Genomic DNA, 23,080 nt, shown 5'->3' on the forward strand with positions numbered 1-23,080 from the left:
AAATAAAGAATGACACATACCTATCAAGTAACAGGCATGACCTGTTCGCATTGCGAAAATAAAGTAAAAAGCAACCTGCTTTTGTTGCCCGAAATTACCGAAGTAGAAGTTTCTAAAACCGACAACACGGCTACCATAACCATGGATAGGCCTATTGGTCTTGACGTCCTGCAGGAAGCTCTTGGTGGTGCCAGTTCCAAATACCAAGTTTCTGCTATTGCTTCTAGCAAGCCAATTTAGGCTCGGATTTAGTCAAATTCATAACCCAAAACATAAAATCATGAAAAAACTAACATTAACCTTGGCATTAATAGGCGTGGCCTTGATTAGTGCTTTTGCACAGGTTAAAAACGAACCCGCCCAATTGCTAGCCAGCTACTATGGCGTTAAAGATGCCCTGGTAAACGGTAATGCCACCGAGGCCGGAGCCAAAGCAACCGAATTTTTGACTACGATTAAGACCATCGATGGTAAAAGCCTGGCCGAGCCCAACCGAAAAGCCTTTCTAACGCTGAAGGAAAAGCTGGCTTTTGATGCCGAACATATTTCAGAAAGCAAGGACATTGTCCATCAGCGGGATCATTTCGCTACTTTTTCTGCTAACCTGTATGCTTTGGCCAAGGCTATCAAATTGTCGGCCCAGCCCATTTACCAAGAATATTGCCCCATGAAAAAAATGTACTGGCTAAGCAGCGAACAAGCCATCAAAAATCCATATTATGGGAAAAGCATGCTTACCTGTGGCAAAATAACCGATACCATTAACTAACAACCCTAGCGGCAGGTCGATCTTGCGCGTTCAATTGCCTATGAAAAAGCTCGTTTTTTTAAGCTTAATCTGTATGATCAGCATTTTTGCGATGGTCAAACAAGCCTTTGCACAAGAAAAAGAAATATATACCTGCCCAATGCATCCCGAAATTAGGGAAGAAAAACCGGGCAAATGCCCTAAGTGTGGCATGAAGCTGGTGCCCGAAAAAAAGACGGAAAAAAAGGCCATGGTCTCGGCACCGCTGACCTTTAAAACGGCTAAAAGCACCAATAAGCCTCGAACTGTTCGTTATGATCTGTATGTGGCCGATACCATCGTTAATTTTACCGGCAAGCCTAAGCGCGCTATTGCCGTAAACGGAAGCATCCCGATGCCTACCTTAACCTTTACCGAAGGTGATACTGCCGAAATCTATGTGCACAACAACCTCGACGAGGAAACGTCGCTGCATTGGCATGGCTTGTTTTTGCCCAATCGCTACGATGGCGTGCCCAACTTAACGCAAATGCCCATTAAGCCTCATAGCACTTATGTATACAGGTTCCCGATCATTCAAAGCGGCACGCATTGGTACCACAGCCACACCGAATTGCAGGAACAGATAGGCATGTATGGCGCCATGATTTTGAACAAGCGCGAAGAACCCGATATTCCGACCCTCCCGATAGTGCTGAGCGAATGGGCCGATAGGAAGCCCGAGCAGATAGACCGTGGCCTGCATAATGCCACAGACTGGTTTGCCATTAAAAAAGGAACCACCCAAAGCTATGCCGAAGCCATCAGAGAAGGTCATTTTGGTACGAAAGTGACCAACGAATGGAAACGCATGAACGCCATGGACGTAAGCGATGTTTACTACGATCGCTTTCTGATCAATGGACAGCCACAGTTTAATGCCCAAAACTTTAAGGCTGGAGATAAGGTGCGGCTGCGCATTGCCAATGCCGGCGCATCGTCCTATTTCTGGCTCAGTTATGCCGGTGGTAAAATAACCGTAGTGGCCAGCGATGGCAACGACGTGTTACCGGTTGAGGTAGACCGCTTGATCATTGCCGTATCAGAAACGTATGATGTGGTGGTAACCATACCCGAAAATAAAAGCTACGAGTTTTTGGTTACCCCCGAAGACCGCACCAAATCGGCTTCGCTTTGGCTAGGGCAGGGCGAAAAAATAAGCGCCCAAAAAATGCCTAAACTCAAGTATTTTGAAGGGATGAAAATGATGAACGACATGATGGACATGAACGGCAACATGATCGAGATGAAAGGCATGAAAATGCAGAATCAAATCATGGACATGAATACCGTAATGTACCCCGAAATGGACGAACCCATGGCCGGACACGATATGGAAGGCATGGATATGCCTATGAGCAACTCGAACATCGTTACGCTCAATTACGAAATGCTGCGGTCGCTGGTTAAAACTACCTTGCCCAAAGGGCCTACCAAAGAGCTCAAATTCGAGCTCACTGGCAACATGAACAGGTATGTGTGGACCATGGATAATAAAACGGTTTCCGAAGCAGACAGGATCTTGATTAAAAAAGGAGAAAACGTGCGTATTGTGCTCTACAACAACAGCATGATGCGGCATCCGATGCACTTGCATGGCCACGATTTCAGGATATTGAACAAGCAAGGCGAATATGCACCGTTGAAAAACGTGCTCGATATTATGCCGATGGAAAGAGATACCATCGAATTTGCGGCTTCAGAAAGTGGCGACTGGTTTTTCCACTGCCATATTTTGTACCACATGATGAGTGGCATGGGACGGGTTTTTAGCTACGAAAACTCGCCACCTAATCCGGAAATACCAAACCCCAAATTGGCGCAGCGCAAGCTTTTTGCCGACGACCGGATGTTCCATTTCATGGCCGAAAACGATTTTGCCAGCAACGGCAACGATGGTATGGCCATGTTGGCCAATACCCGTTGGAACATCAGTACCGAATGGCGCTTGGGCTATAACAAAATGCACGGCTTCGAAACCGAAACCCACATTGGCCGCTATCTTGACCGCATGCAATGGCTGATGCCCTTTGTTGGCTTCGATTGGCGCTATCGACGCATGGGCGAAGATGAACAGGAAAAAAATATTTTTGGCCAAAAGAACACCAAAGACAACAGGGCGGTAGTGAGCCTCGGGGTTCAATATACCTTGCCGATGCTGTTGCAGGCCAGGGCCGAAGTGTACCACGATGGCAATGTACGTTTGCAGCTGATGCGCGAAGATATTCCGGTTTCTAAACGCTTGAGGGCAAGCTTTATGATCAACACCGATAAAGAGTACATGGGTGGCCTACGTTTTATTGCCACTAAGAATATCGCTGTGGGTGCACACTACGACAGCGATATGGGTTTTGGAGCCGGATTGGCGTTGAGCTACTAAGGAAGATTTGTGATGTCGGTTGCCGATTAGGCATTTTGCCTCTACACCTCATGCGAAGCACAAGAGGTGGTGATAGATTGGAATAAATAATGTAAATGGTCTGTGAGACACAGACCATGAAAGAGTCTTATCGTTAATATTTCTTCCTTTTGTAGTTAAATTCAGACTTGATCAGCTTGCCGCTTACGCTGCCTTCAATCCAGGCCAGGAGCTTATCTTTTCCCTGGTTTTCGTACACAATGCGCTGCGGAAAATCATGGGCCTTGTTTTCGAAAACAAAGCGGTTCTTGGCGCCCGAAACCAATTTAAAGCTGGTGGTTCCTTCATTGTCTTTCTCCATTCCGGTAACGACAAAAACAATATCGTTTCCAGCTTTTTTAAGCTCCACGCTTTCCATCATCGTGCTGTCGCCTTTAAGGTCGTGGCGGTAGCTTTTGCCAGTCAGGCCTTCGGGCGTTGTTTGCCAGTTTTCGGTTATTTTGCCTTTAGGTGTTTTGGTTTGCCAATAGCCCAGCATAAAATTAAACTGCTTTAGCGCAGGTGTTTGCGCAGCGGCAAGCTGGCCAATGCAAAGCCCTAATGCGATAAGGGCAAGAGAAAAACTTTTTTTCATCGGTTTATATTTTGTTGATGGTTAATTTTTAAGGCCGCTTCAATGTGGGCCAAATGGTGTTTGCCATGCCAGGCATAATTGCCTATCAGGTAGCCTAATGTATGCTGTTGCTTGGATTCGGGGTGGAAATAGCGCCGCTCGAAATCTTCAGGAAACAAGGTTTTTAAAAGCACAACCCATCTTTGATGGATGGCCGTTAAAAGAGCAATAGACAGCTGGATATCGCCATTTTTGGCATCTGGCAGCTCGGCCCAACGCTCTTCAAAATAAGGCCTGATGGTTGGATCATCTTCAGTTAGCGTAAGCCTTACCCTCGTATAGGCATTGATATGGCTATCGGCCAAATGATGCACCACCTGTCTAACCGTCCAGCCGTCAGGGCGATAAGGGGTTTCGAGCTCTTCTTCGCTTAAATGAATGGTGGCTTGTGCAATCAATTGTGGCAATTCGATCAAATCTTCTATCCATAACTGAATATGTCCAATGTTTATTGTGGTTGGTGGCAGATATTTTCCAATGGGATACCTGAGGAGCTCCAAATCTTGCATAAAGCCAAATTACATAATTTTCCGTAAGAGTTTAAGCAGCCATTCCTTCCCTTGGTAGGGCGGATAAACCATACGGTTAAAATTGAGCTTCGACTGAAAAACCACAGCCCGTTCGTGCGAAAAATTCCTGAATCCGAAAACACCATGGCTGCTGCCTATGCCGCTGCTGTTTACCCCGCCAAAAGGCAGTTTGGGATTGGCAATATGAACCAGCACATCGTTTACGCAAACCCCACCCGAACTGGTGTTTTTAATGATTTTTTTAATGTTTTTAGCGTTTTTGCTGAAAATGTAGAGGGCCAAAGGCTTGCTTTTTGCGTTAAGCTGCGCCATAGCCTCGTCAATATCCTGGTAAGCGATGATAGGAAGGACCGGGCCAAAAATTTCTTCTTTCATTACTTGTGCGTTGGCTGGTATCTGGCTGAGCAGCACGGGATAAATGGTTTGACTTTTTTCGTCGAAAGTACCTCCCCAATTAATTCTTGCTCCTTTTTCAACGGCTTCGTCAACCAGGTGCTTTAAACGACTAAAGTGTTTGGGGCTAATGATCTTGGCATAAGCCCGGGGCTCAATTTGCGCCTGACTTTTGAAAAACAGCTTTTCGGCGGCGCTTTTGTACAGGCCAATAAATTCGTCAACCCGTTCTTGGGGAACAAAAACGTAATCGGGTGCAATGCAGGTTTGGCCACTGTTGATCAGTTTGCCCCAGGCAATCTTCTCTACGGCTTTTGGCAGGTCAACCTCACGGTCAATAAGCGTAGGCGATTTGCCCCCCAGTTCTAGCGTAACCGAACACAGGTTTTTGGCGGCGGCTTCCATCACAATTTTGCCGATGGCCGTGCTCCCGGTAAAAAAAATATGATCGAAAGGGAGTTTGAGCAGCGCCGTAGCCAAATCGGCATTGCCCTCAAAGCAAGCTACCTCCTGCTCGTCAAAAACACTGGCGATGATCTTGCCCACAACGGCGCTGGTTGCCTGACTGATTTCGGAGGGCTTCAGCATCACGCAGTTACCGGCGGCAATGGCCGAAATGAGCGGGCTCATGGTCAATTGAAAAGGATAGTTCCATGGCGCCATAATCAGGCAAACGCCTTTGGGTTCGTAATAAATCCTGTTTTTTGAAAAAGGATTGCTCAGGGTTTTGCCTGCCCGTTTGGGGCGCATCCAATCGCGAAGGTTTTTAATGGCAAAATCGAGCTCGCCATAAACGAAAAGGAGCTCGGTAACGGCGGTTTCGAACTGGCTTTTTCTGAGGTCTTTGTGCAGGGCCAGGTTAATTTCGTCTTCATGCCTTGCGATGGCTTCTTTCAGCAGTTTAAGTTTGGCCATTCGCGAGGCCGCATTTTGCTTTCTAAGCGTATATTTGTACACTTGTTGTGCTTCAAAAACAAAATCGATTTTTTGGTGCATCATACCTTACAGCTAGGGGTTGACATTGTTAAATATAGTTAAACGATCAGTAAATTCATGAAAAATACATCTTATTACAGCATATTGCATAAATAATACACTCCCTTTTGAGCATGAAGAAACTTTTATTTTTTGCCTTTGGCCTGCTGATCACCACCACTACCGTAAAAGCACAGACGCTAAAGCCAGGTGTATTGGTAGTTGGCAATGGAAATGCTGCAGTAGCCGCAGCCATACAATCGGCCAATTCGGGCGTAAAAACCACCATTTTATTACAGGCCGGAGGTTTTGATATTTCGCCAATCGGAGCAGACCTCAGCTCGGGCATTCAAGCCACTTTCCTTAAAAAACTGCGTATAGCCAAACAAATAACAGACAGCACCCAGTCTGTTGCTTTTGATAAGCAAACCGCCAACGAGGTGCTGATTAAATGGACAGATAGCATCAAGAATTTAACGGTAATCAAAAACGTGATGTGGACCAAAGCCGAACGTTCTGGCAATAACTGGTACTTTAAGCTCAGCGATGGACGCACGCTAAAACCACAAGTACTCATCAATCCAGGCGATGCAAAACTTAATGATGCACTTAAAATTACGGCTCCGGCCCAATATTGGGAAAAACTCGACTATTCGAACACCATTTACCGAACAAATATAGCCGCTGGCAAAAGCCTTGGCGATAATACGGCTCATATTTTTTCGCTCTATCAGTTGCTGATTCCGCAACAAGAAAACCTGATTTGGATGAAGGATGAGCAAAGTATGCTGCTCGGACAGGCCGGTGGTGCAACCGCAGCCTATGCGGCGTTTTTCAAAACCAAAACCTCGCTTTCCGATTTAAAAAAGATTCAAGGCGAACTCATCGGCTACAAATTAAACCTGATGCCCTTCGAAGACATCAAAAATGATGATCCGAATTGGAAAGCCATCCAGATGGTAGGCCTCACAGGTGTAATCAAAGCCGGGATTGGAAGCACGGGCGCCAAGTTTTTGCCTGATAACTTGGTTGGTACCGAAGAAGTGAAGCAGCCGATCAAGGATTTCTATTACAAGGCTCAAATCTGGTTCGACGATTACAAGAACAGCCAGCTAACCATCGGCGGCGCCATCGAAATGATTTGCTACGTGGGCAATAAATCGCCAGAAACCACCAAAAAAGAATTAGAAAAAAAATGGAATGCCACTTATAAATTCGCAACCAAGCTCGATCCGGCCAGGCAGATCAGTCGGCGTGAGCTTGCAGTTTTGCTACAGGATTACATGCCTCCATTTAATGTAAACGTAGATCCCAAAGGCAAAGTGGTGCGCTAGAAAAGCCACACTGTAACATTTGTAAAATCTTGCCGTACTTTAGGTTAGGTCAATGCTTTTTTCTATAAATTGCACGCATAACCTCAAACAAATATGAAGAAACTTTACCTTTTTCAACTGTTTTTTCTGGCTTTGCTGTGCCCTGTCCTCGCACAGCAACAAGATTACAGCAACAGCGCCCGTTTAGCCCAAAGGGTTAAAGCCCTGGCCGAAAAATACCCGCAATGGGTTAAATCGAAATCGCTAACCCAAACCGCAGGTGGCAAAGACATCTGGATGCTCACCATTGGTGGCGCAAAGGCTGATCAGAAACCTGCTATTGCCGTAGTTGGCGGCGTAGAAGGCAAGCACCTCTTGGGTGTTGAAATGGCTATTGGCTTTGCCGAAAAACTAATGGCAGCGGCCCAAACAGATAGCATCAAAAACCTGCTGAACAAACAGACCTTCTATGTTTTTCCAAACATGAGCCCCGATGCAACCGAGCAGTATTTTGCTAAGGTCAGATCAGAGCGCAGTGGCAATGCCACCAAAACCGACGATGACCGCGATGGCAAACTGAACGAAGACGATGTTGACGATTTGGATGGCAACGGCAAAATTACCTGGATGCGCGTGCTAGACCCAACCGGCAAGTACAAACTTAATCCAGACGATCAGCGCTCGCTGATCCTGGCCGACCCCAACAAAGGCGAAAACGGCAAGTACATCCTGTTGCCAGAAGGTATCGATAATGATAAAGACGGCGATTTTAACGAAGATGGCGAGGGAGGAGTACATTTCAACAAAAACTCAAGCTACAACTACAAAAACTTTATTCCGGGCGCCGGCGAATATGCCGTTTCAGAAAAAGAGAACAGGGCTTTGTTCGATTTCCTGTTCGACGCTTTTAATGTATACGCTGTAGTTACCTTCGGTCCGGTAAACAACCTTTCGGCCCCGGTAACTTTTAACCCTGCCGGAGTAGCCAAACGCGTAATTACCAGCTGGTTCGATGCCGATGTGAAAAGCAACGCGCTGGTTTCGGAGCGTTACAATAAAATCACCAAAACCAAAGACGCCCCGAAAACACAGGCCGAAAGCGGCGACTTTTCGCAATGGGCCTATTTCCATTATGGCAGATTGAGCCTCAGCACACCGGGATGGTGGGTGCCGAAAGTAGCCCCCGATTCGGCTAAAAAAGAAAAGAAACTAACCAATGACGATGCCGTAGCTTCCTACCTGCGTTGGGCAGCCAGCCAAGGCATTACCGATACCTTTACGCCTTGGAAAGCGGTTCAACATCCTGATTTTCCGGGACAGACCGTTGAAGTAGGCGGCCTGGATCCGTTTGTGCTCAACAATCCGCCCTACAAAATGGTGGATGGCATTGTGGGCAAGCACACCGATTTCCTGATTGGCTTGGCCGCCATGGCGCCACAGCTTGAACTGATTGGCCTTAAAACCGAAAAATTAGCCGATGGCTTAACCCGCGTAACCCTAAAGGTGATGAACAATGGCGATTTGCCAACCTATACCAAAGTGGGCGATCGCAGTTACTTTCTCAAAAAAATTGCCGTAAAAGTAAATACCAATGCCAACCAAACCGTGGTAAGCGGCCGTAAGTCGCAAACGCTGGAAAGCATAGCCGGTAAAGATTTTAAGGAATTGACCTGGCTAATTAAGGGTACAGGCAAGGTAACCATCGATGCCGGCAGTCCAACCACAGGCAGCAAATCAATTGAGGTAGCACTATAATCAAAACACAATGAGAATTAAACAAACTATTCTTCTGGCTGCAATGATTTTGTGCGCCGGAGTTTCGAGGGCTCAAAAACCCGAAAATATATTGGCTGCGGTAGGTACGCCACCCAATCCCAAAGTAATGGTAAGCTGGAACCGCTATAACGACTATGCGGCCATTACCGATATCTGCAAAAAACTAGCCGCGGCGCACCCTAACCTGGTTAAGCTCGAATCGATGGGCAAATCGTTTCAGGGCAAAGACCTTTGGGTAATGACCATTACCGATACCAAAGTAGGCAACGCCGATAAAAAACCGGCCATGTACATCGATGGCAACATCCACTCTAACGAAATACAGGGCAGCGAATTTGCCTTGTACACTGCTTGGTATCTGGCCGAGATGTTCAATGCCGGCAATAAAACCATTCAATCGCTGCTGGCTGATAAAACATTTTATATTGCGCCAACCATCAATCCTGATGCAAGGGATAACTTCATTCACCAGGCTAATACGGCGCACTCGCCACGCTCGGGCATGATTCCAATCGATAACGACCGTGATGGGGCTACCAATGAAGACGGTTTCGACGATTTGGATGGCGATGGCCACATTGTCATGATGCGTCGCAAAAGCCCAACCGGACGTTTCAAGGTAGATCCAAGCGATCCGCGCCGCATGATTATGGTAGGCAACGACGAAAAAGGCGATTTTTATGAACTTCTGGGTTCGGAAGGAATTGACAACGATGGCGATGGTTTCGTAAACGAAGACGGCGAAGGGGCCTACGATCCGAACCGCGATTGGGGCTGGAACTGGCAACCTAATTACATCCAAAGCGGAGCCTACAAATATCCTTTCTCTTTACCTGAAAACAGGGCTATTGTTGATTTTGTGATGAAACATCCGAACATCGCCGCCGCACAGTCGTACCACAACAATGGCGGTATGATTTTGAGAGGGCCAGGCGCTTTGGAAGATTTAGACACCTACAATGCCTTAGATGTTCGCGTATACGATGCCTTGGGCAAAAAAGGCGAAGAAATGTTGCCGGGTTACAAGTATTTGGTGGTTTACAAAGACCTGTATTCGGTTTTTGGTGGCGAACTCGATTGGTTTTACGGTGGACGTGGCATCTACACGTTCTCTAACGAGTTGTGGACAGGCTATTCGATGTACAACAAAACCGATGGCGAAGACAGTCAGGCGCAGCTATACAGCTTCGATAAAGACCTGCTGATGAAAGATGCCTTCGTAGATTGGCATCCGTTTAAACATCCGCAATATGGAGATATCGAAATCGGTGGGTTCAAGAAAACCTATACCCGTTTGCATCCGGGCTTCCTGCTCGAAAGCGATGCGCACCGCAACATGGCCTTCAGTATTTTTCATGCCTACAATACGCCTAAGCTAAGTGTCGGCGAAATTGAGGTGAAAGAAATTGGTGGCGGATTAACACAAGTAACGGCTGTTGTAAGCAACGAAAGGATGATTCCTACCCACTCGAGTCAAGATGTGAAAAACAACATCGAAACCCCTGACATCATTTCGCTAACCGGCGGAACCGTAGTAGCGGGCATGGTGGTCAACAACCGCGATTTGGGAATAACCACCGAACAAAAACTGGATCCGGCCAACATCAAGGTAGGCAACATTGCAGGCAATTCTTATGTCACCGTGCGCTGGCTGGTCAAAGGTGGCAGCAAATTTACCGTAAACGTAAGCAGCAAAAAAGGCGGTGTAGCCAGCAAGTCAAATTAAGCATCAACGCCCCAGGTTAAGTTCGGCTTGGGGCACAAAAAAATAAAAATGAAAAAGTACTTCGTATTCTTTTTACTATCGGGCGCGGCCATCGCACAGGCACAGCAATTGGCGCCGTTAACCGTGCAAAAAATCATGCGCGATCCTAAATGGATGGGCACTTCGCCCAGCAATTACCGCTGGTCGGCCGATAGCAAAACCGTTTTCTTTAGCTGGAACCCCGAAAACAAGGAAAAAGACCAGTCTTATAAGGTCAGCGTATTAACCAACAAGCCAGAGCCTACCGAAGACAACGCGGCCGAAAAAGCGGCCGAGACCAATTATGCCTACAACAAAGACAAGTCGCTGGGCTTGTCTGAAAAGGGTGGCGACATCTATTTCTATAACTTCAAAACCAAAAAGGAATCGAGGCTGACCAACACGGTAGAGCGTGAAAATGGCGCCCGTTTTCTGTACAACAACGATGTGGTGTTTCAGCGTGGCGACAATATGTTCCAGCTCAACATGGCAACAAACGAACTGAAGCAGCTTACCAATTTTGTAAAAGGCAAAAGGCCGGGGCCGGGTGCACCGGGTAGCACACCAGGTAGTACGGCACCAAGTGTTCAGGATACCTGGCTCAGAAACGAGCAGACCGATTTGTTCGACATCATCAAAAAAAGAAACAAGCAAGGCCCAAGGGGAGGGCTTAACGGAGGCGGGCCACGTCGTGCTTTTGGTGGTGCCGATGCCAGCCAGCGCGTTATGAAACCAGTTTACTTAGAAGATAAATTCCTTTCGGCCATTGTGGTAAGTCCCGATGGCAAATACGTAAGTTATCGCCTAACTACGCCAACCACCAACCACAACACCATTGTGCCCAACTATGTTACTGCTTCGGGCTATACCGAAGATATTCCGGGGCGCACCAAGGTGGGCGAAAATCTTAATGTATCGGAAACTTTTATCTACAACACCGATAAAGACAGTGTTTATACGGTAAAAACCGCTCAAATACCAGGCATTAAAGATTTACCTGATTATGTAAAGGATTATCCTAAAGAACTGGAGGAGCGCACCAAAAAGAACGAAGACCGTAAAGTGAGTTTGAGCGCGCCAATCTGGAACGAAACAGGTTCTACCGCAGTTATTGTGGCCGATGCGCAAGACAACAAAGACCTTTGGATTTTGAAACTCGATGCCGCCACCGGTAGCGTGAGCATCATTGATCGTCAGCGCGACGAAGCCTGGATCGGCGGGCCAGGCATAGGCCGCGGCATCCAATGGATAGACAACAACCGCTTCTATTTCCAAAGCGAAGCGACGGGCTATTCGCACCTGTATACATTCAACGTGGCCACGGGCGAGAAAAAGCAGCTCACTTCTGGCAAGTGGGAAGTGCAGCGCGTTGACCTTTCGAAAGATAAAACCACTTTTTACATCACAGCCAACAAAGAACACCCGGGCATTACCCATTTCTATAAGCTGAGCGTAAATGGTGGCGATTTGGTGCAGCTTACCTCGATGAAAGGTGGCAACGAGATTACCATGTCGCCTGATGAAAAATGGATTGCCATCAACTATTCGTACATGGACAAGCCTTGGGAACTGTACATCCAGCCAAACAAACCAGGCGCCAAGGCGGTACAGATCACCAAATCAACAAGTGCCGAATTCGACAGCTACAAATGGCGCCAGCCAGATCTGGTTTCGTTTAAGAACCGTTATGGTGCCGACGTGTATGCCAGGGTGTATCCAGCCACCAATCCGCATCCTAACAAGCCAGCAGTGGTATTTGTGCATGGCGCAGGTTATTTACAGAACGTGCATTACTGGTGGAGCCAATATTTCCGCGAATACATGTTCAATAACCTGTTGGCCGATAATGGCTATACGGTAATTGATATCGATTATACCGCAAGTTCGGGCTATGGCCGTGATCACCGCACGGGTATTTACCGCAACATGGGCGGCAAGGATTTAACCGACCAGGTAGACGGCGTGAAGATGCTGGTAGAGAAGTATGGCGTCAATCCTAAGCATGTAGGCCTGTACGGAGGCTCGTACGGAGGTTTCATCACCTTAATGGGCATGTTTAAGGAACCGGAGGTTTTCTCGGCAGGAGCGGCCTTGCGTTCGGTTACAGACTGGGCGCATTACAACCATGGTTATACCGCAAACATCCTGAACGAACCTTTCAACGATCCGGAGGCCTACAAGCGCAGCTCGCCGATTTACTACGCTGATAAATTGAAAGGCGATTTGGTAATGCTGCATGGCATGGTTGATGTAAACGTACATTTTCAGGATATTGTTCGCCTGAGCCAACGCCTGATCGAGTTGGGTAAAGACAATTGGGAGCTGGCGGTTTATCCGGTAGAAGATCATGGCTTTGTTGAGCCGAGCAGCTGGACCGACGAATACAAACGTATTTTCAAGCTGTTTGAAAGCACGTTGAAGAAATAATCCTCACCTTCTGTCTCGTTTGGAATAGGCAGGGGAAGAAAATGCCGATAGATTGTTTGTGCTTCAAATGGCATTTTGAAAAAATAGACATGCTCTAATTTGTTATGATGGCCATATAGTTTCTCTCTATATGGCCATCAATATTATAGATGTACAATAAGCCGAACTTGGTTGTTTTTGAAGCCGAATAGCCGTACCTTTGCGCCATCAAATTTTAGAAAAAACCAAAAATTATGGCAATAGTAGGTAAAAAATTCCCGAGCGTTAGTATCGATGCGATCTCAGAAATGGGAGACGATTTAAAGATCAACTTATTTGAAGAAGCGGTAAATAAACAAACCAAGATTTTATTATTCTGGTATCCTAAAGATTTTACTTTTGTTTGCCCTACAGAACTACATGCTTTCCAAGCAGCTTTGCCTGAGTTCGAAAGCAGAAACACCATGGTAGTTGGCGCTTCATGCGACACCAACGAAGTGCACTTTGCCTGGTTAAATACCGCAAAAGACAATGGCGGTATCGAAGGCGTAACTTATCCGCTTTTGGCCGATACCCACAGGCATTTGGCCAACATCTTGGGTATTTTAGATCAAGAGGTAGAGTACGATGAGGAAGGCAACGAAACCTATTCAGGTTCGAACGTAACTTACAGAGCTACTTACCTGATCGACGAAACTGGTAAAGTATTCCACGAAAGCGTAAACGATATGCCATTGGGCAGAAACGTTAGAGAGTATCTTCGTTTGATCGATGCTTATAGCCACGTACAAAAACACGGCGAGGTTTGTCCGGCAAACTGGGAAGAAGGCAAGCAAGCCATGAACGCCAACAGAACTGGCGTAGCCGAGTACTTAAGCGCTAACTAATTTAAATCAGATCACATGTTTTTAGAATTAACAGAAGATAATTTGCAGCAATACGTAGCCGACAACAAAAAGGTGATGGTTCAGTATGCGGCGTCTTGGTGCGGCAACTGCAGGATCATGAAACCTAAGTTTAAAAAATTGGCGGCCGAAAACGAAGACGTTGCTTTTTTGATTGTTGATGCTGAAAAACTACCAGAATCGCGCAAATTGGCCAATGTAGATAACTTGCCAACTTTCGCAGCCTTTGATGGCGGAGCTTTGGTAGGGCAGGTACAAACCAATAAAGCGGAAGTTTTAACCGAGTTGTTCGACAAGATAAAATAAGAAGAGATGAAAGTTCCAGTGATAAGACAGCTGTTTCAAAGCAGCAGCCCTGAACAGTTGGAGGCTACCCTAGAAGTACTAGAAGCTTTCTGCGAGTTTAGGGGCGTACACGAAGCAGAGATTGATGTGGCGGGCGAACTGATCACCAATATTTGTGGCGCACTCGATGTACATGCACAGGTAAAAGGAGGCATGGCCGAAAAAGATGCCCTAAATGCCTTTGCACAACGTGTAATGGGATCTATAGACAAATAAAGATTTTTGTATTGTCCCGTAAAGGTCCGATCCGTGAGGATTGGACCTTTTTTATGCGCGCCGTACAGATTGGTGTTCATCACCAACAAGCAGAGGGCTATTTAAACCGTTGGCGAAGAATACCAACAAAATGCCAGGGATTTTAACGGTGATGGAGGTTACATCGTTTAAAAACGCTGTAAATGTTGATCGAACAGGTTAAGCCATTGAAAGTATCATTTCAATATGTGGAATGCCATCTTCATCGTATGGCTCGCTGCTTTGTACAAAGCCCAGGTTGGTGTAGAATTTTTGAAGATAAAGCTGTGCGCCGATTTTGATGCTTTGGGTTTGGTAAGTGGCTAGGCAATGCGCAATGCTTTTTTGCATCAGCTCGATGCCAATGCCCGTGCCCCTATGGCGTGGCGAAGTAACTACCCGGCCAATGCTGGCTTCGGCAAAAGAAACACCGGGAGGCACCAAACGCGTGTAAGCTACCAAATCATCGTCCTGCCAAGCCATTAAATGGATTGATTTTTTATCCTTGTTGTCAAGGTCGAGGTAAACGCAATTTTGTTCAACCACAAAAACTTCACTTCGCAGTTGTAAAATGGCATATAGTTCGGCGACGCTTAAGTCGTCAAAATTTTTATAGGTCCAGTTCAGTTCCATGGTTTAGGCTTGTCCCATAAAGATACGGGCTTAAAGCTACATGAGCGAAAACAATTGCCAAAAGGCCAGGATAAAGCTCAAGATCATGCCGCCATTGGCTACGAGTTTTAGGCCTTTCTCTTTTCTCGACTGCATAAAAAACACAGCTGCGATAACCAGGAAGGCTATCATGAGCCAGGTAAGTAAGGAGAGGCTTTGTAAAAATGGCGGAAAAATAGAAAGATAAGAGGCCTGCATCGCTTCATAGCTTATCTCTCGATCGGTAATCGTAAACCACCAGGCAATATCGGTTAGGCATAAAAGCAATAGCACAACGGCGATCAAAAATTTGTAGGGTTTCATCAGTTTATAGTTTTAGGTTAACTATAAGATAAATTTACTAACTTATTGTTACGGTTTGCTTTGTTGTTGAAACTTGCACTAGGGCGTTTACGAAGTCTTGAAGGCTTCGCCATGTTGGCTTTAATTGTTGGTGTTTTTCTTTATAGACCTTCCCGCCCTCGGCCTTCCCTACATCCACCTCAAATTAGGCCAAATTCCGTCCTGCATTTACAATACCATAAACCGTACGGATGGCCAGCTTTTCGTAGGCTTGTCTTTTTTCGTCGTTTAGGTCGTGCTGGAGCTTCTCTAGGGCAAAATGCTGGATCAGCACCAAGGGCAGTATAATCTTCTCTCTAATGGCAATAGAACGCTTCTCAACGGGATAATTCTCCATCAAGGCATGGTGGCCCGAAAGTTTGAGGAGCATTTTCTTGCTCAATTCGAATTCGTTGTGCAATACCTTCCAAAATTCACCGAATTTTTTGTCTTTGGCCAGATAGGCGGTAATGGCAAAATCAGATTTGCTCATAGACATCATACAGTTGTCGACAATTGTTTTGAAATAGCCCGATTCCTGATAAGTGTTTTTGACCTGTTCCCAGTTACCGGCATCTTCTTGGTTTTTCAAAGCCGTTCCCACGCCATAAAATCCCGGGATGTTCTGTTTCAGCTGGCTCCAGGAAGTTACGAAGCTGATAGCCCTTAAATCGTCGAGTTTGAGGGCTTCGCCGCCATTTCTTTTGACAGGTCTGCTGCTGATGGTGATTTTAGACAGCAAGCTCAACGGCGATAGGGTTTCGAGGTAAGGCAAAAACAAAGGATGCTGGCGCAAAGCCAAAAAGGCATCGTAGCTGTCTTTGGCCATGCTGTCTAAAATGTTGTAGTTGGCTTTATCTAGCAATACGTTGTGCTTTTCTTTTACACCCGACGAGATGCCCGCATTGATGAGCTGCTCGATGTTAAAGGCGGCGCTGTCTACCGAGCCATACTGGGAACTGATGGTTTGCCCCTGTATGGTCAGCTGGATGTTCTTGTTGGCAATTTCCTTGCCCATTGAGGCATAAAAGCGATGGGTTTTGCCTCCGCCACGTGCAGGCGGACCTCCACGGCCATCGAAAAAAGCCAATTTAATGTTATGTTCTTCTGATACCTTGGTTAAGGCCACTTTGGCTTTAAAGATTGACCAATTGGCCATTAAATAACCGCCATCTTTGGTGCTATCAGAGAAACCGAGCATGATATCTTGCTTGCCTCCGCGACGTTTTAGGTGCTGTAGGTAAAAAGGGTGTGTATAAAGCGCCTCCATAATCTCGCCGGCGCCGGCCAAATCGTTTACGGTTTCGAACAAAGGCACAAAATCAATAGTCAGCGTTTCGGCTTCCCAGCCATTCCATAAAAACAGTTCCATCAGCTGCAAAATGTCGCTGGCCTGTTGGCAATTGCTGATAATGAAACGATGGCAGGCCTCTTCGCCGTTCTCGGCCTGCATCTGTTGCAACTGGGCAATCGTTTGCAGGGTATCTTCAATCAGGTTGTCTTGCTGGCCGCTGTAAATGATCTTGGCATTTTTAAAAGTAAGCGCCTTTAGTTTTTCAGCTTCGGGCAGTTGGTCGTAATCTTTGCTGAACAAAGAATTAATGGGCTTTTGCTCGCGGCAATAGGCGTGTACCTTGCGCAGGATGCGGCTGTCTTGCCTGATGTCGAGCGAGGCAAAATGGCTTCGGTACAGTTCTACCTTGCGCAGCAAATCGTCAACCAAATCGCTAAACAAGCCACCGTGGTCACTAACCAGGGTTTGTTTAATCTTGTTGAGGTTTTCGATAATGAATGGCGAAATATCTTTCAGCTCAATATTGCTGTCGAAAGCGTTTTTGTACAGCACATCGTGCAGGGTGGCAATATGGTCTTCAACGCCCCTAAAAGTGATGCGGCGTTTCAGGTTTCTGAAATCGCGGTAATAGCAACGGAACAGGATTTGGCGCAGCATACGCGAAACCTGCAAAGTAGTTTCGGGGTGCACGTTAGGGTTGCCGTCTCTGTCGCCACCTGGCCAAAAGCCCAGTTCGATTACTTTTTTGGGATCGATATGGTATTCGCTCAACAGCTGGTTCAAGCCCGCCTGGATATTGGCGGCGGCAAAGTAAAACACGTTCTCGAGATACCAGGCGAGGCTCAGGGCCTCATCAACAGGGGTTGGCGATTTCTTGTTAAAAAACGGCGTTTTGCCCAACTGTTGCAACAACTGGTTAATGGTGCTGATATCGTTGCTTCTGATGGCGGTAGTCAGGTCGTTGATAATGGCCAGCACACTGCCCGGATAGAACTGGGTAGGGTGGGCGGTAAGCACCAGGCGCAGCGAAAATTCTTCAATCAGGTGGTCAACCTTGCGGTGCAGTTTTTTATCGTCATTGGCTTTGAGGAACAGCGCCCTTAAGGAAGTCTGCTCGTCGGCTACGTTGAGCTTGTTGAAAGAAGCGTCTTCCACAGCATCAAAAAGCACAACCTGACGCTCTATGTACTGGATAAACCTGAACAGCAGGTCGATGATGTCCTGAGGATTGGTGTTGGGCGTATACTTGGCAAAGAACTCTTCGATAAGCTTTTGTGGCGTTTCGTGGTTTTTTACGCCATCTTCGCAACTTTTGATAAACAAGGGCAATAAGGTGCCCGTATCTTTTACTTTATAAAAAGGAAGGGTAAGGAATAAACTATTGTATAATTCGAAGCGGGAAATAACTTCGTTGTTAAAAATTGTTTCGCGCTGACTGGTAGGTTGAAGTGCTTGCATGCTGAAAAGGTACGCATATTAGACCTTATGAACAAAAAAAATCGGAAATCAGAAAAAGATGACCAGGATAAATTTTGGACTTATGTAAAAAATCCGTACCTTGTATCTTATTAAAGGTTAATCAAATCTTTTAAAAGTATCAGCAAGATTTCTCGCAAGAAAAATTTTGTAATTAATTGTTAATTTTTTGGGAAAAACAAAGCCGGTCAATCGACCGGCTTTGTTTATTAATGGGCATCTGTAGGCACTTCTACGTTCTTTTTGAACTTCTGCAGGTACAGTAAAGGAATTGAACATAAAAGGATCATGCCAGCTACCCAATAGGCATCGCTGTAGGTTAACAGCAACGTTTGTTTAACAACGGCACCTTCGATGGCTTTCATGGCCATTAATTTGGCATCTAAAAAGCTCGCGCCTTTAGCCATAAAGGTATGGATCAAGCCATTGAGGCGATCGGTAAAGGCAGGATTGTATTCGTTGACGTTGGTTAAAAGGTTATTTCGGTGGAAACCTTGACGGGTATGGATCAAAGTGGTTAGCGCGGCAATACCGAACGAACCACCCAATTGACGCATCATGTTGTTCAAACCAGAACCTTGTCCAATTTCAGGACCTTTCAAATCCTGGATGGCCAAAGTGGTTAAAGGCACAAACAACAAGGCCATGCCGATACCCCTGATCACCAAGGGCAGGAAGAATTGTCCGGTTCCCGATGACAAGGTCGATTTGCTTAACATATCGCAGAAAACGAAGAACAGGAACATGCCGATGGTAGCCATGAACTGTGCCGGAATCCCCTTTTTGAGGAACATACCGATAAAAGGCATCATGGCAATGGTACACAAACCACCCGGAAACAAAAGCTCGCCGGTTTGGAGTGGCGAGAAGCCCAACAAGTTTTGGCAGAACACCGGAAACACGAATACCGAACCGTACAGACCAAAACCCAAAATAAAGGACGTGAACATGCCGATAGAAAAGCTTCGGTGCCGCATAATCTTAAAGTTCACGATCGGATGGCTCGTACTCAGTTCGCGCCAAATGAACAAGAGCAGCCCCAGTACGGAAGTAACGCTTAATACGATGATATAAGGGGTGGCAAACCAATCTTCGCTCTCGCCTTTTTCCAGTACGGTTTGCAAACTGCCTACCGCAATAGCCAGCAAGGCAATGCCCCACCAGTCGACCGGAAGGCCTTTACCGTCTTTAGGCGTAGCCTTGACAAAGGTGTACGTACAATAGGCGGCCAGTATGCCGACGGGAATGTTTACGTAAAAGATCCAAGGCCAGTCGCTTACCTCTAAAATATAGCCCCCAATGGTTGGACCTACGGTTGGACCCACAACGGCGCCCAAGCCAAACAAGGCCGTGGCAATACCCACGTCTTCTCTAGGCCAGGTTTCTAAAAGAATAGCCTGTGCGGTAGAAATCAAACCCCCGCCGGCCAAGCCCTGCAGGATACGGAAAAGCACCAGTTCTTCTAACGAGGTTGCGTTGCCGCAGAGGAAAGAAGCAATGGTAAAAACAATAATCGAGGTGAGGAAATAATTTTTTCGGCCAAAGCGGCTGCCCAGCCAACCCGACATGGGCAGTACGATAACGTTCGCAACAGCGTATCCTGTAGATAACCAGGCCACATCTTCAAGCGTCGCGCCCAGGTTACCCTGTATTTGGGGTATGGCTACGTTTACAATCGTGGTATCAATCAGCTCCAGCAAGGAAGCCGTGATCACGGTAAATGTAATTACCCATTTTTTTAAACCTACTTCAGGCATCTGATGATTTTTTAAATAGACACAGAAACTTTAACGCTCATGCCTGGGCGCAGTTTTTCTAAAATTGCTTTGTCTTTGGTTTGGATTTTGATTTTTACAGGTACCCTTTGTACCACTTTTACGAAGTTGCCGGTCGCATTATCTGGAGGCAAAAGCGATCCCTTTGCGCCTGTAATTGGGGCAAAATTGTATACCTCGCCTTCAATCTCGTCTTTCGGATAAGCATCCACAACGATTTTAACTTTTAGGCCCGAGTGCAGCTTTTCTAGCTGGGTTTCTTTAAAGTTGGCGGTTACGTACAGGCTGTTTTCGTTAACGATGGCAAACAGCGACTGTCCGGCTTGTACCAACTGGCCTTTTTGCACATTCTTTTTAGAAACGATACCCGTAGCTGGCGCTTTGATTTGAGTGTACGACAATTGCAGTTTGGCAAAATCTACATCAGATTGGCGTTGGGTAACACCCGAGCTGCTTACGCTCAATTGCGATTGGGTAGTTCCCACTTGCTTAACGGCGGCGTTGTACTGGTCTACGGCAGCGGTATAGGCCGCTTGTGCGGTTTCTTTCGATGCTTTAGCCTGGTCAAAAGCCTGTTGCGTAATCGAGCCATCTTTAATCAGATTGGCATAACGGTCGTAGTCTTTTTGGGCTAGTGCCAGTTTTACCCTGGCGGCTTCTATATTGGCCTTGGCCGTACTGGTATTGGCTTGGGTGGCTACAATTTGCGCCTGCGATACGCCAACACCTGCATGGGCACCAACCTGGCCAGCTTCGGCTTGCTCTACCTTGATTTTGTAATCGCGGTCGTCTAAGGTAACCAAAACCTGGTCTTGGCTAACTTTTGTGTTTTCTTCAAAGTTGATGTCCTTTACATAGCCGCCAACGCGGGCTACCACCGGACTGATATCGCCATCAATTTGGGCGTCGTCTGTATCCACGTGTTTGCTGAAATACAGGTATTCGTTAATTCCGAATATGGCACCAATCAAGATCAGTACGCCAAGTATAATGGGAATAACTTTGTTTTTCTTTTTTTTCGGTGTTGTCATTATTTGTTGGGTTAAGATTTTATTGAGAAATTTTTCCTGTTGATTTTAATAAGGTATAATAAGCCAAACGGGCATCGGCCTTGGCCAATTCGAGGTTGATTTTGGCTTGGTAAAGCAAGGTTTCGGCATCGATCCTGTCGGTAGCCGAAGCAATGTTGTTTTTGTACTTCGATTCCAGTAACCTGTCGTTTTCGGTAGCTTGGGCAATAGAAGTTTCCAACACGCCGATCCTCTGAACGGCCAGTTTATAGTTCTGGTAGTTTTTGTTCAACTCTGTTTTCACGTTATCGCTCAAAATATCTTTCTGTATGCCGATTTCCTGTTGCTGGATTTTGGCCTCCGATATTTTGTTCTTGTTGGTCCACAACGAAGCTACATTCCACGAAATGGTAGCGCCAACGGTAACCGGCATGATATACTGCTCTGCTGGCGGAATAAATTTGCCGCTCGGGTTAATGTAATACAGATTGGCACCTACGCCAACGGTTGGCAATGTATTGGCTTTGATCGATTTGATATTCACGCCAGCTACTTTGTTTTGCAGGTCTAGTTGCTGCAGTTCCTGGCGGTTGGCCATGGCCAAGCTGATGTAGCTTGACAAAGGTTCTACGTTTTGCAAAGGCAGTTCGGTTTCGCCCAAGGCAATCTCGGTATCTTCGGGTAAGCCTAGCAGAATATCGAGGTTGTAGTTGATGATTTTGCGGTTGTTCTCAATTTCCATATCGGTTAAAGAGACGTTGGCTTGTTGCAACTGGAACCTCAACACATCGTTTTTGGTTACAATGCCCTGCTCAAAAAAGCGTTGGGCCTGTTTCAGCTGACTGGCAATGGCTTCTAGGTTTTGGGCCACTACTTTTTTGCTCTGCATCACCTTGTACAGCGAAAAATAGGTGTTGATCACCGCGTAGCTGATTTCTTCCTTGCTTTTATCGGCATCCAATTTGGCCACCTCGGTTAAAAGCTTGGTCGATTCTTGCGCCAATTTGTACTTGCCACCGCCATAAACCAATTCTTGTACGGCTGCGGTACCTACAAAGGCATCGGCCCGGTTAGGCAAATGGATGGGGTTGCCGCCCCCAATGCTGAGGGTATTGGTCGGGATTTCGGCGTGGTTATACAAAAAGCTGGCCGTAGCCGTAGGCAGCGAATTGTCTTTAATGATCGCCAGTTTAGCCACGGATTCGTCTATTTTGTTTTGCGCCAGCTTCAGGTTTTTGCTATTGGCTACGCCTAGATCGATAGCCTCCTGCAAACTGAGCTTTCTGAGCGATTGCGCCTGTAAAGCCGCGGGTAGTAGTAACGTCGCAATCAGGATTTTGAATTTATTGTTTATCATTTTTTGGGATTGTTAAATGGGTAATGATGAGATCTTTTAAATGGTTTACCAATCTCTTTTCAAGTTGGGCTCTTTGTTCGTCGTTTTTGATGTCGAAATCTATATCCGGATTTACTTTGTTGGGCGATGTAGCCGCCATGCTGATGGTGCCCATGATGCTGACAATGCTCATGCGCACGTCTACCGGTCTAAAATGGCCTTCTTTGATGCCGCTGCTGATGATGGATTCGATCACGTTCAGGTTTTGTGCCATCGCCTCCTTGATCTGCGTAAACATTTCGGGGCGTTGCGTGAGCGACAGTTCTCTGTGCATCATTTTATGAAAGCACACATTAGAAAAAATACGGTGGGTGTATTGTTCTACCACTTTCAGCAGTTTTTCCTTGGCCGGTATCTGCTCTTCGGCAATCAAATTGAGCTGCGATTTGAAACCAGAAATCCGATCTTCCATAATTTCCAAGAAAACCCCCTCCTTACTACCAAAATAGTAATTGATCATCGCCATATTGGCGCCCGATTCCTTCGAGATCTGACGGGTGGAAGTCCCCTCGTAGCCAAACTCGGCAAATAGCTTTTCGGCCGCCCTCAGGATATCAGTTCTTTTATCTGTTTTTTCCATTTCTTGTTTTGACGCAGCAAAATTAATCAATCGATTGATTAATTTCCAAATCTACTTGCTCCTGTTTTACAAATGGATGATAATTCATTACCTTTAATGCCCTGCCCATGCATAAA

Annotated in this window: 20 protein-coding genes; 10 read left to right on the forward strand and 10 right to left on the reverse strand. The window is 46.3% G+C overall.

Annotation, left to right across the window (positions count from 1 at the left end; translation table 11 throughout):
- The first annotated feature begins 9 nt into the window (after nt 1-9).
- From AC6H1S_RS18945 to AC6H1S_RS18955, 3 genes are all read left to right on the forward strand, one after another.
- Entirely contained in the window at nt 10-240 is a 231-nt protein-coding gene (locus AC6H1S_RS18945) for a heavy-metal-associated domain-containing protein (protein ID WP_497564628.1), read from the forward strand.
- A gap of 40 nt (nt 241-280) precedes the next feature.
- Complete coding sequence (locus tag AC6H1S_RS18950) at nt 281-769, forward strand: DUF3347 domain-containing protein (protein ID WP_497564629.1); 489 nt, start codon at nt 281-283, stop codon at nt 767-769.
- Nucleotides 770-842: 73 nt separating this feature from the next.
- Nucleotides 843-3,167: a multicopper oxidase domain-containing protein gene (locus AC6H1S_RS18955; protein ID WP_497564630.1), complete on the forward strand. Its 2,325-nt coding sequence runs from the start codon at nt 843-845 to the stop codon at nt 3,165-3,167.
- 133 nt (nt 3,168-3,300) lie between these two features.
- Here AC6H1S_RS18955 and AC6H1S_RS18960 read toward each other — a convergent pair whose 3' ends face one another.
- Genes AC6H1S_RS18960 through AC6H1S_RS18970 form a run of 3 tightly spaced genes read right to left on the reverse strand, consistent with a single transcriptional unit; the run spans nt 3,301 to nt 5,741 of the window.
- The gene (locus tag AC6H1S_RS18960) at nt 3,301-3,780 is read right to left on the reverse strand and encodes a DUF6265 family protein (protein ID WP_497564631.1); all 480 of its coding nucleotides are present in this window, start codon (nt 3,778-3,780) and stop codon (nt 3,301-3,303) included.
- Entirely contained in the window at nt 3,777-4,328 is a 552-nt protein-coding gene (locus AC6H1S_RS18965) for a YfiT family bacillithiol transferase (RefSeq protein WP_497564632.1), read from the reverse strand. Before AC6H1S_RS18965 ends, AC6H1S_RS18960 begins: the two co-directional genes overlap by 4 nt.
- Nucleotides 4,329-4,337: 9 nt before the next feature.
- The gene (locus AC6H1S_RS18970) at nt 4,338-5,741 is read right to left on the reverse strand and encodes an aldehyde dehydrogenase family protein (protein WP_497564633.1); all 1,404 of its coding nucleotides are present in this window, start codon (nt 5,739-5,741) and stop codon (nt 4,338-4,340) included.
- Nucleotides 5,742-5,851: 110 nt separating this feature from the next.
- Here AC6H1S_RS18970 and AC6H1S_RS18975 point away from each other — a divergent pair, with 110 nt between their 5' ends.
- From AC6H1S_RS18975 to AC6H1S_RS19005, 7 genes are all read left to right on the forward strand, one after another.
- A complete protein-coding gene (locus AC6H1S_RS18975) occupies nt 5,852-7,051 on the forward strand; it encodes a hypothetical protein (protein ID WP_497564634.1) in 1,200 nt (399 codons plus the stop codon).
- Nucleotides 7,052-7,144: 93 nt separating this feature from the next.
- Nucleotides 7,145-8,785 (forward strand): M14 family metallopeptidase, encoded by a 1,641-nt coding sequence (locus tag AC6H1S_RS18980; RefSeq protein WP_497564635.1) that lies wholly within the window; start codon nt 7,145-7,147, stop codon nt 8,783-8,785.
- 10 nt (nt 8,786-8,795) lie between these two features.
- Entirely contained in the window at nt 8,796-10,532 is a 1,737-nt protein-coding gene (locus AC6H1S_RS18985; RefSeq protein ID WP_497564636.1) for a M14 family metallopeptidase, read from the forward strand.
- Nucleotides 10,533-10,580: 48 nt separating this feature from the next.
- Nucleotides 10,581-12,977: a S9 family peptidase gene (locus tag AC6H1S_RS18990; protein ID WP_497564637.1), complete on the forward strand. Its 2,397-nt coding sequence runs from the start codon at nt 10,581-10,583 to the stop codon at nt 12,975-12,977.
- Between the two features lie 233 nt (nt 12,978-13,210).
- Complete coding sequence (locus AC6H1S_RS18995; RefSeq protein WP_497564638.1) at nt 13,211-13,843, forward strand: peroxiredoxin; 633 nt, start codon at nt 13,211-13,213, stop codon at nt 13,841-13,843.
- Nucleotides 13,844-13,858: 15 nt separating this feature from the next.
- Nucleotides 13,859-14,167 carry a thioredoxin family protein gene (locus AC6H1S_RS19000; protein ID WP_497564639.1) on the forward strand — a complete coding sequence of 103 codons (309 nt, stop codon included), beginning with the start codon at nt 13,859-13,861 and terminating at the stop codon, nt 14,165-14,167.
- A gap of 6 nt (nt 14,168-14,173) precedes the next feature.
- The gene (locus AC6H1S_RS19005) at nt 14,174-14,422 is read left to right on the forward strand and encodes a DUF6952 family protein (RefSeq protein ID WP_497564640.1); all 249 of its coding nucleotides are present in this window, start codon (nt 14,174-14,176) and stop codon (nt 14,420-14,422) included.
- A gap of 198 nt (nt 14,423-14,620) precedes the next feature.
- Here AC6H1S_RS19005 and AC6H1S_RS19010 read toward each other — a convergent pair whose 3' ends face one another.
- From AC6H1S_RS19010 to AC6H1S_RS19040, 7 genes are all read right to left on the reverse strand, one after another.
- Nucleotides 14,621-15,073, reverse strand: a complete 453-nt coding sequence (locus AC6H1S_RS19010) for a GNAT family N-acetyltransferase (RefSeq protein WP_497564641.1) — start codon at nt 15,071-15,073, stop codon at nt 14,621-14,623.
- 36 nt (nt 15,074-15,109) lie between these two features.
- Nucleotides 15,110-15,415, reverse strand: a complete 306-nt coding sequence (locus AC6H1S_RS19015) for a hypothetical protein (protein ID WP_199137231.1) — start codon at nt 15,413-15,415, stop codon at nt 15,110-15,112.
- A gap of 184 nt (nt 15,416-15,599) precedes the next feature.
- Nucleotides 15,600-18,185 carry a phosphoenolpyruvate carboxylase gene (locus AC6H1S_RS19020; protein WP_497564642.1) on the reverse strand — a complete coding sequence of 862 codons (2,586 nt, stop codon included), beginning with the start codon at nt 18,183-18,185 and terminating at the stop codon, nt 15,600-15,602.
- 227 nt (nt 18,186-18,412) lie between these two features.
- Nucleotides 18,413-19,960 (reverse strand): DHA2 family efflux MFS transporter permease subunit, encoded by a 1,548-nt coding sequence (locus AC6H1S_RS19025; RefSeq protein WP_199137227.1) that lies wholly within the window; start codon nt 19,958-19,960, stop codon nt 18,413-18,415.
- Between the two features lie 11 nt (nt 19,961-19,971).
- Nucleotides 19,972-21,009, reverse strand: a complete 1,038-nt coding sequence (locus AC6H1S_RS19030; protein WP_199137225.1) for an HlyD family secretion protein — start codon at nt 21,007-21,009, stop codon at nt 19,972-19,974.
- Between the two features lie 19 nt (nt 21,010-21,028).
- Nucleotides 21,029-22,345, reverse strand: a complete 1,317-nt coding sequence (locus tag AC6H1S_RS19035; protein WP_497564643.1) for a TolC family protein — start codon at nt 22,343-22,345, stop codon at nt 21,029-21,031.
- Nucleotides 22,332-22,964, reverse strand: a complete 633-nt coding sequence (locus tag AC6H1S_RS19040) for a TetR/AcrR family transcriptional regulator (protein ID WP_199137221.1) — start codon at nt 22,962-22,964, stop codon at nt 22,332-22,334. The genes AC6H1S_RS19035 and AC6H1S_RS19040 overlap by 14 nt, the downstream gene beginning before the upstream one ends.
- Between the last annotated feature and the right edge of the window lie 116 nt (nt 22,965-23,080).

It is taken from the genome of Pedobacter sp. TM02 (assembly GCF_059705275.1).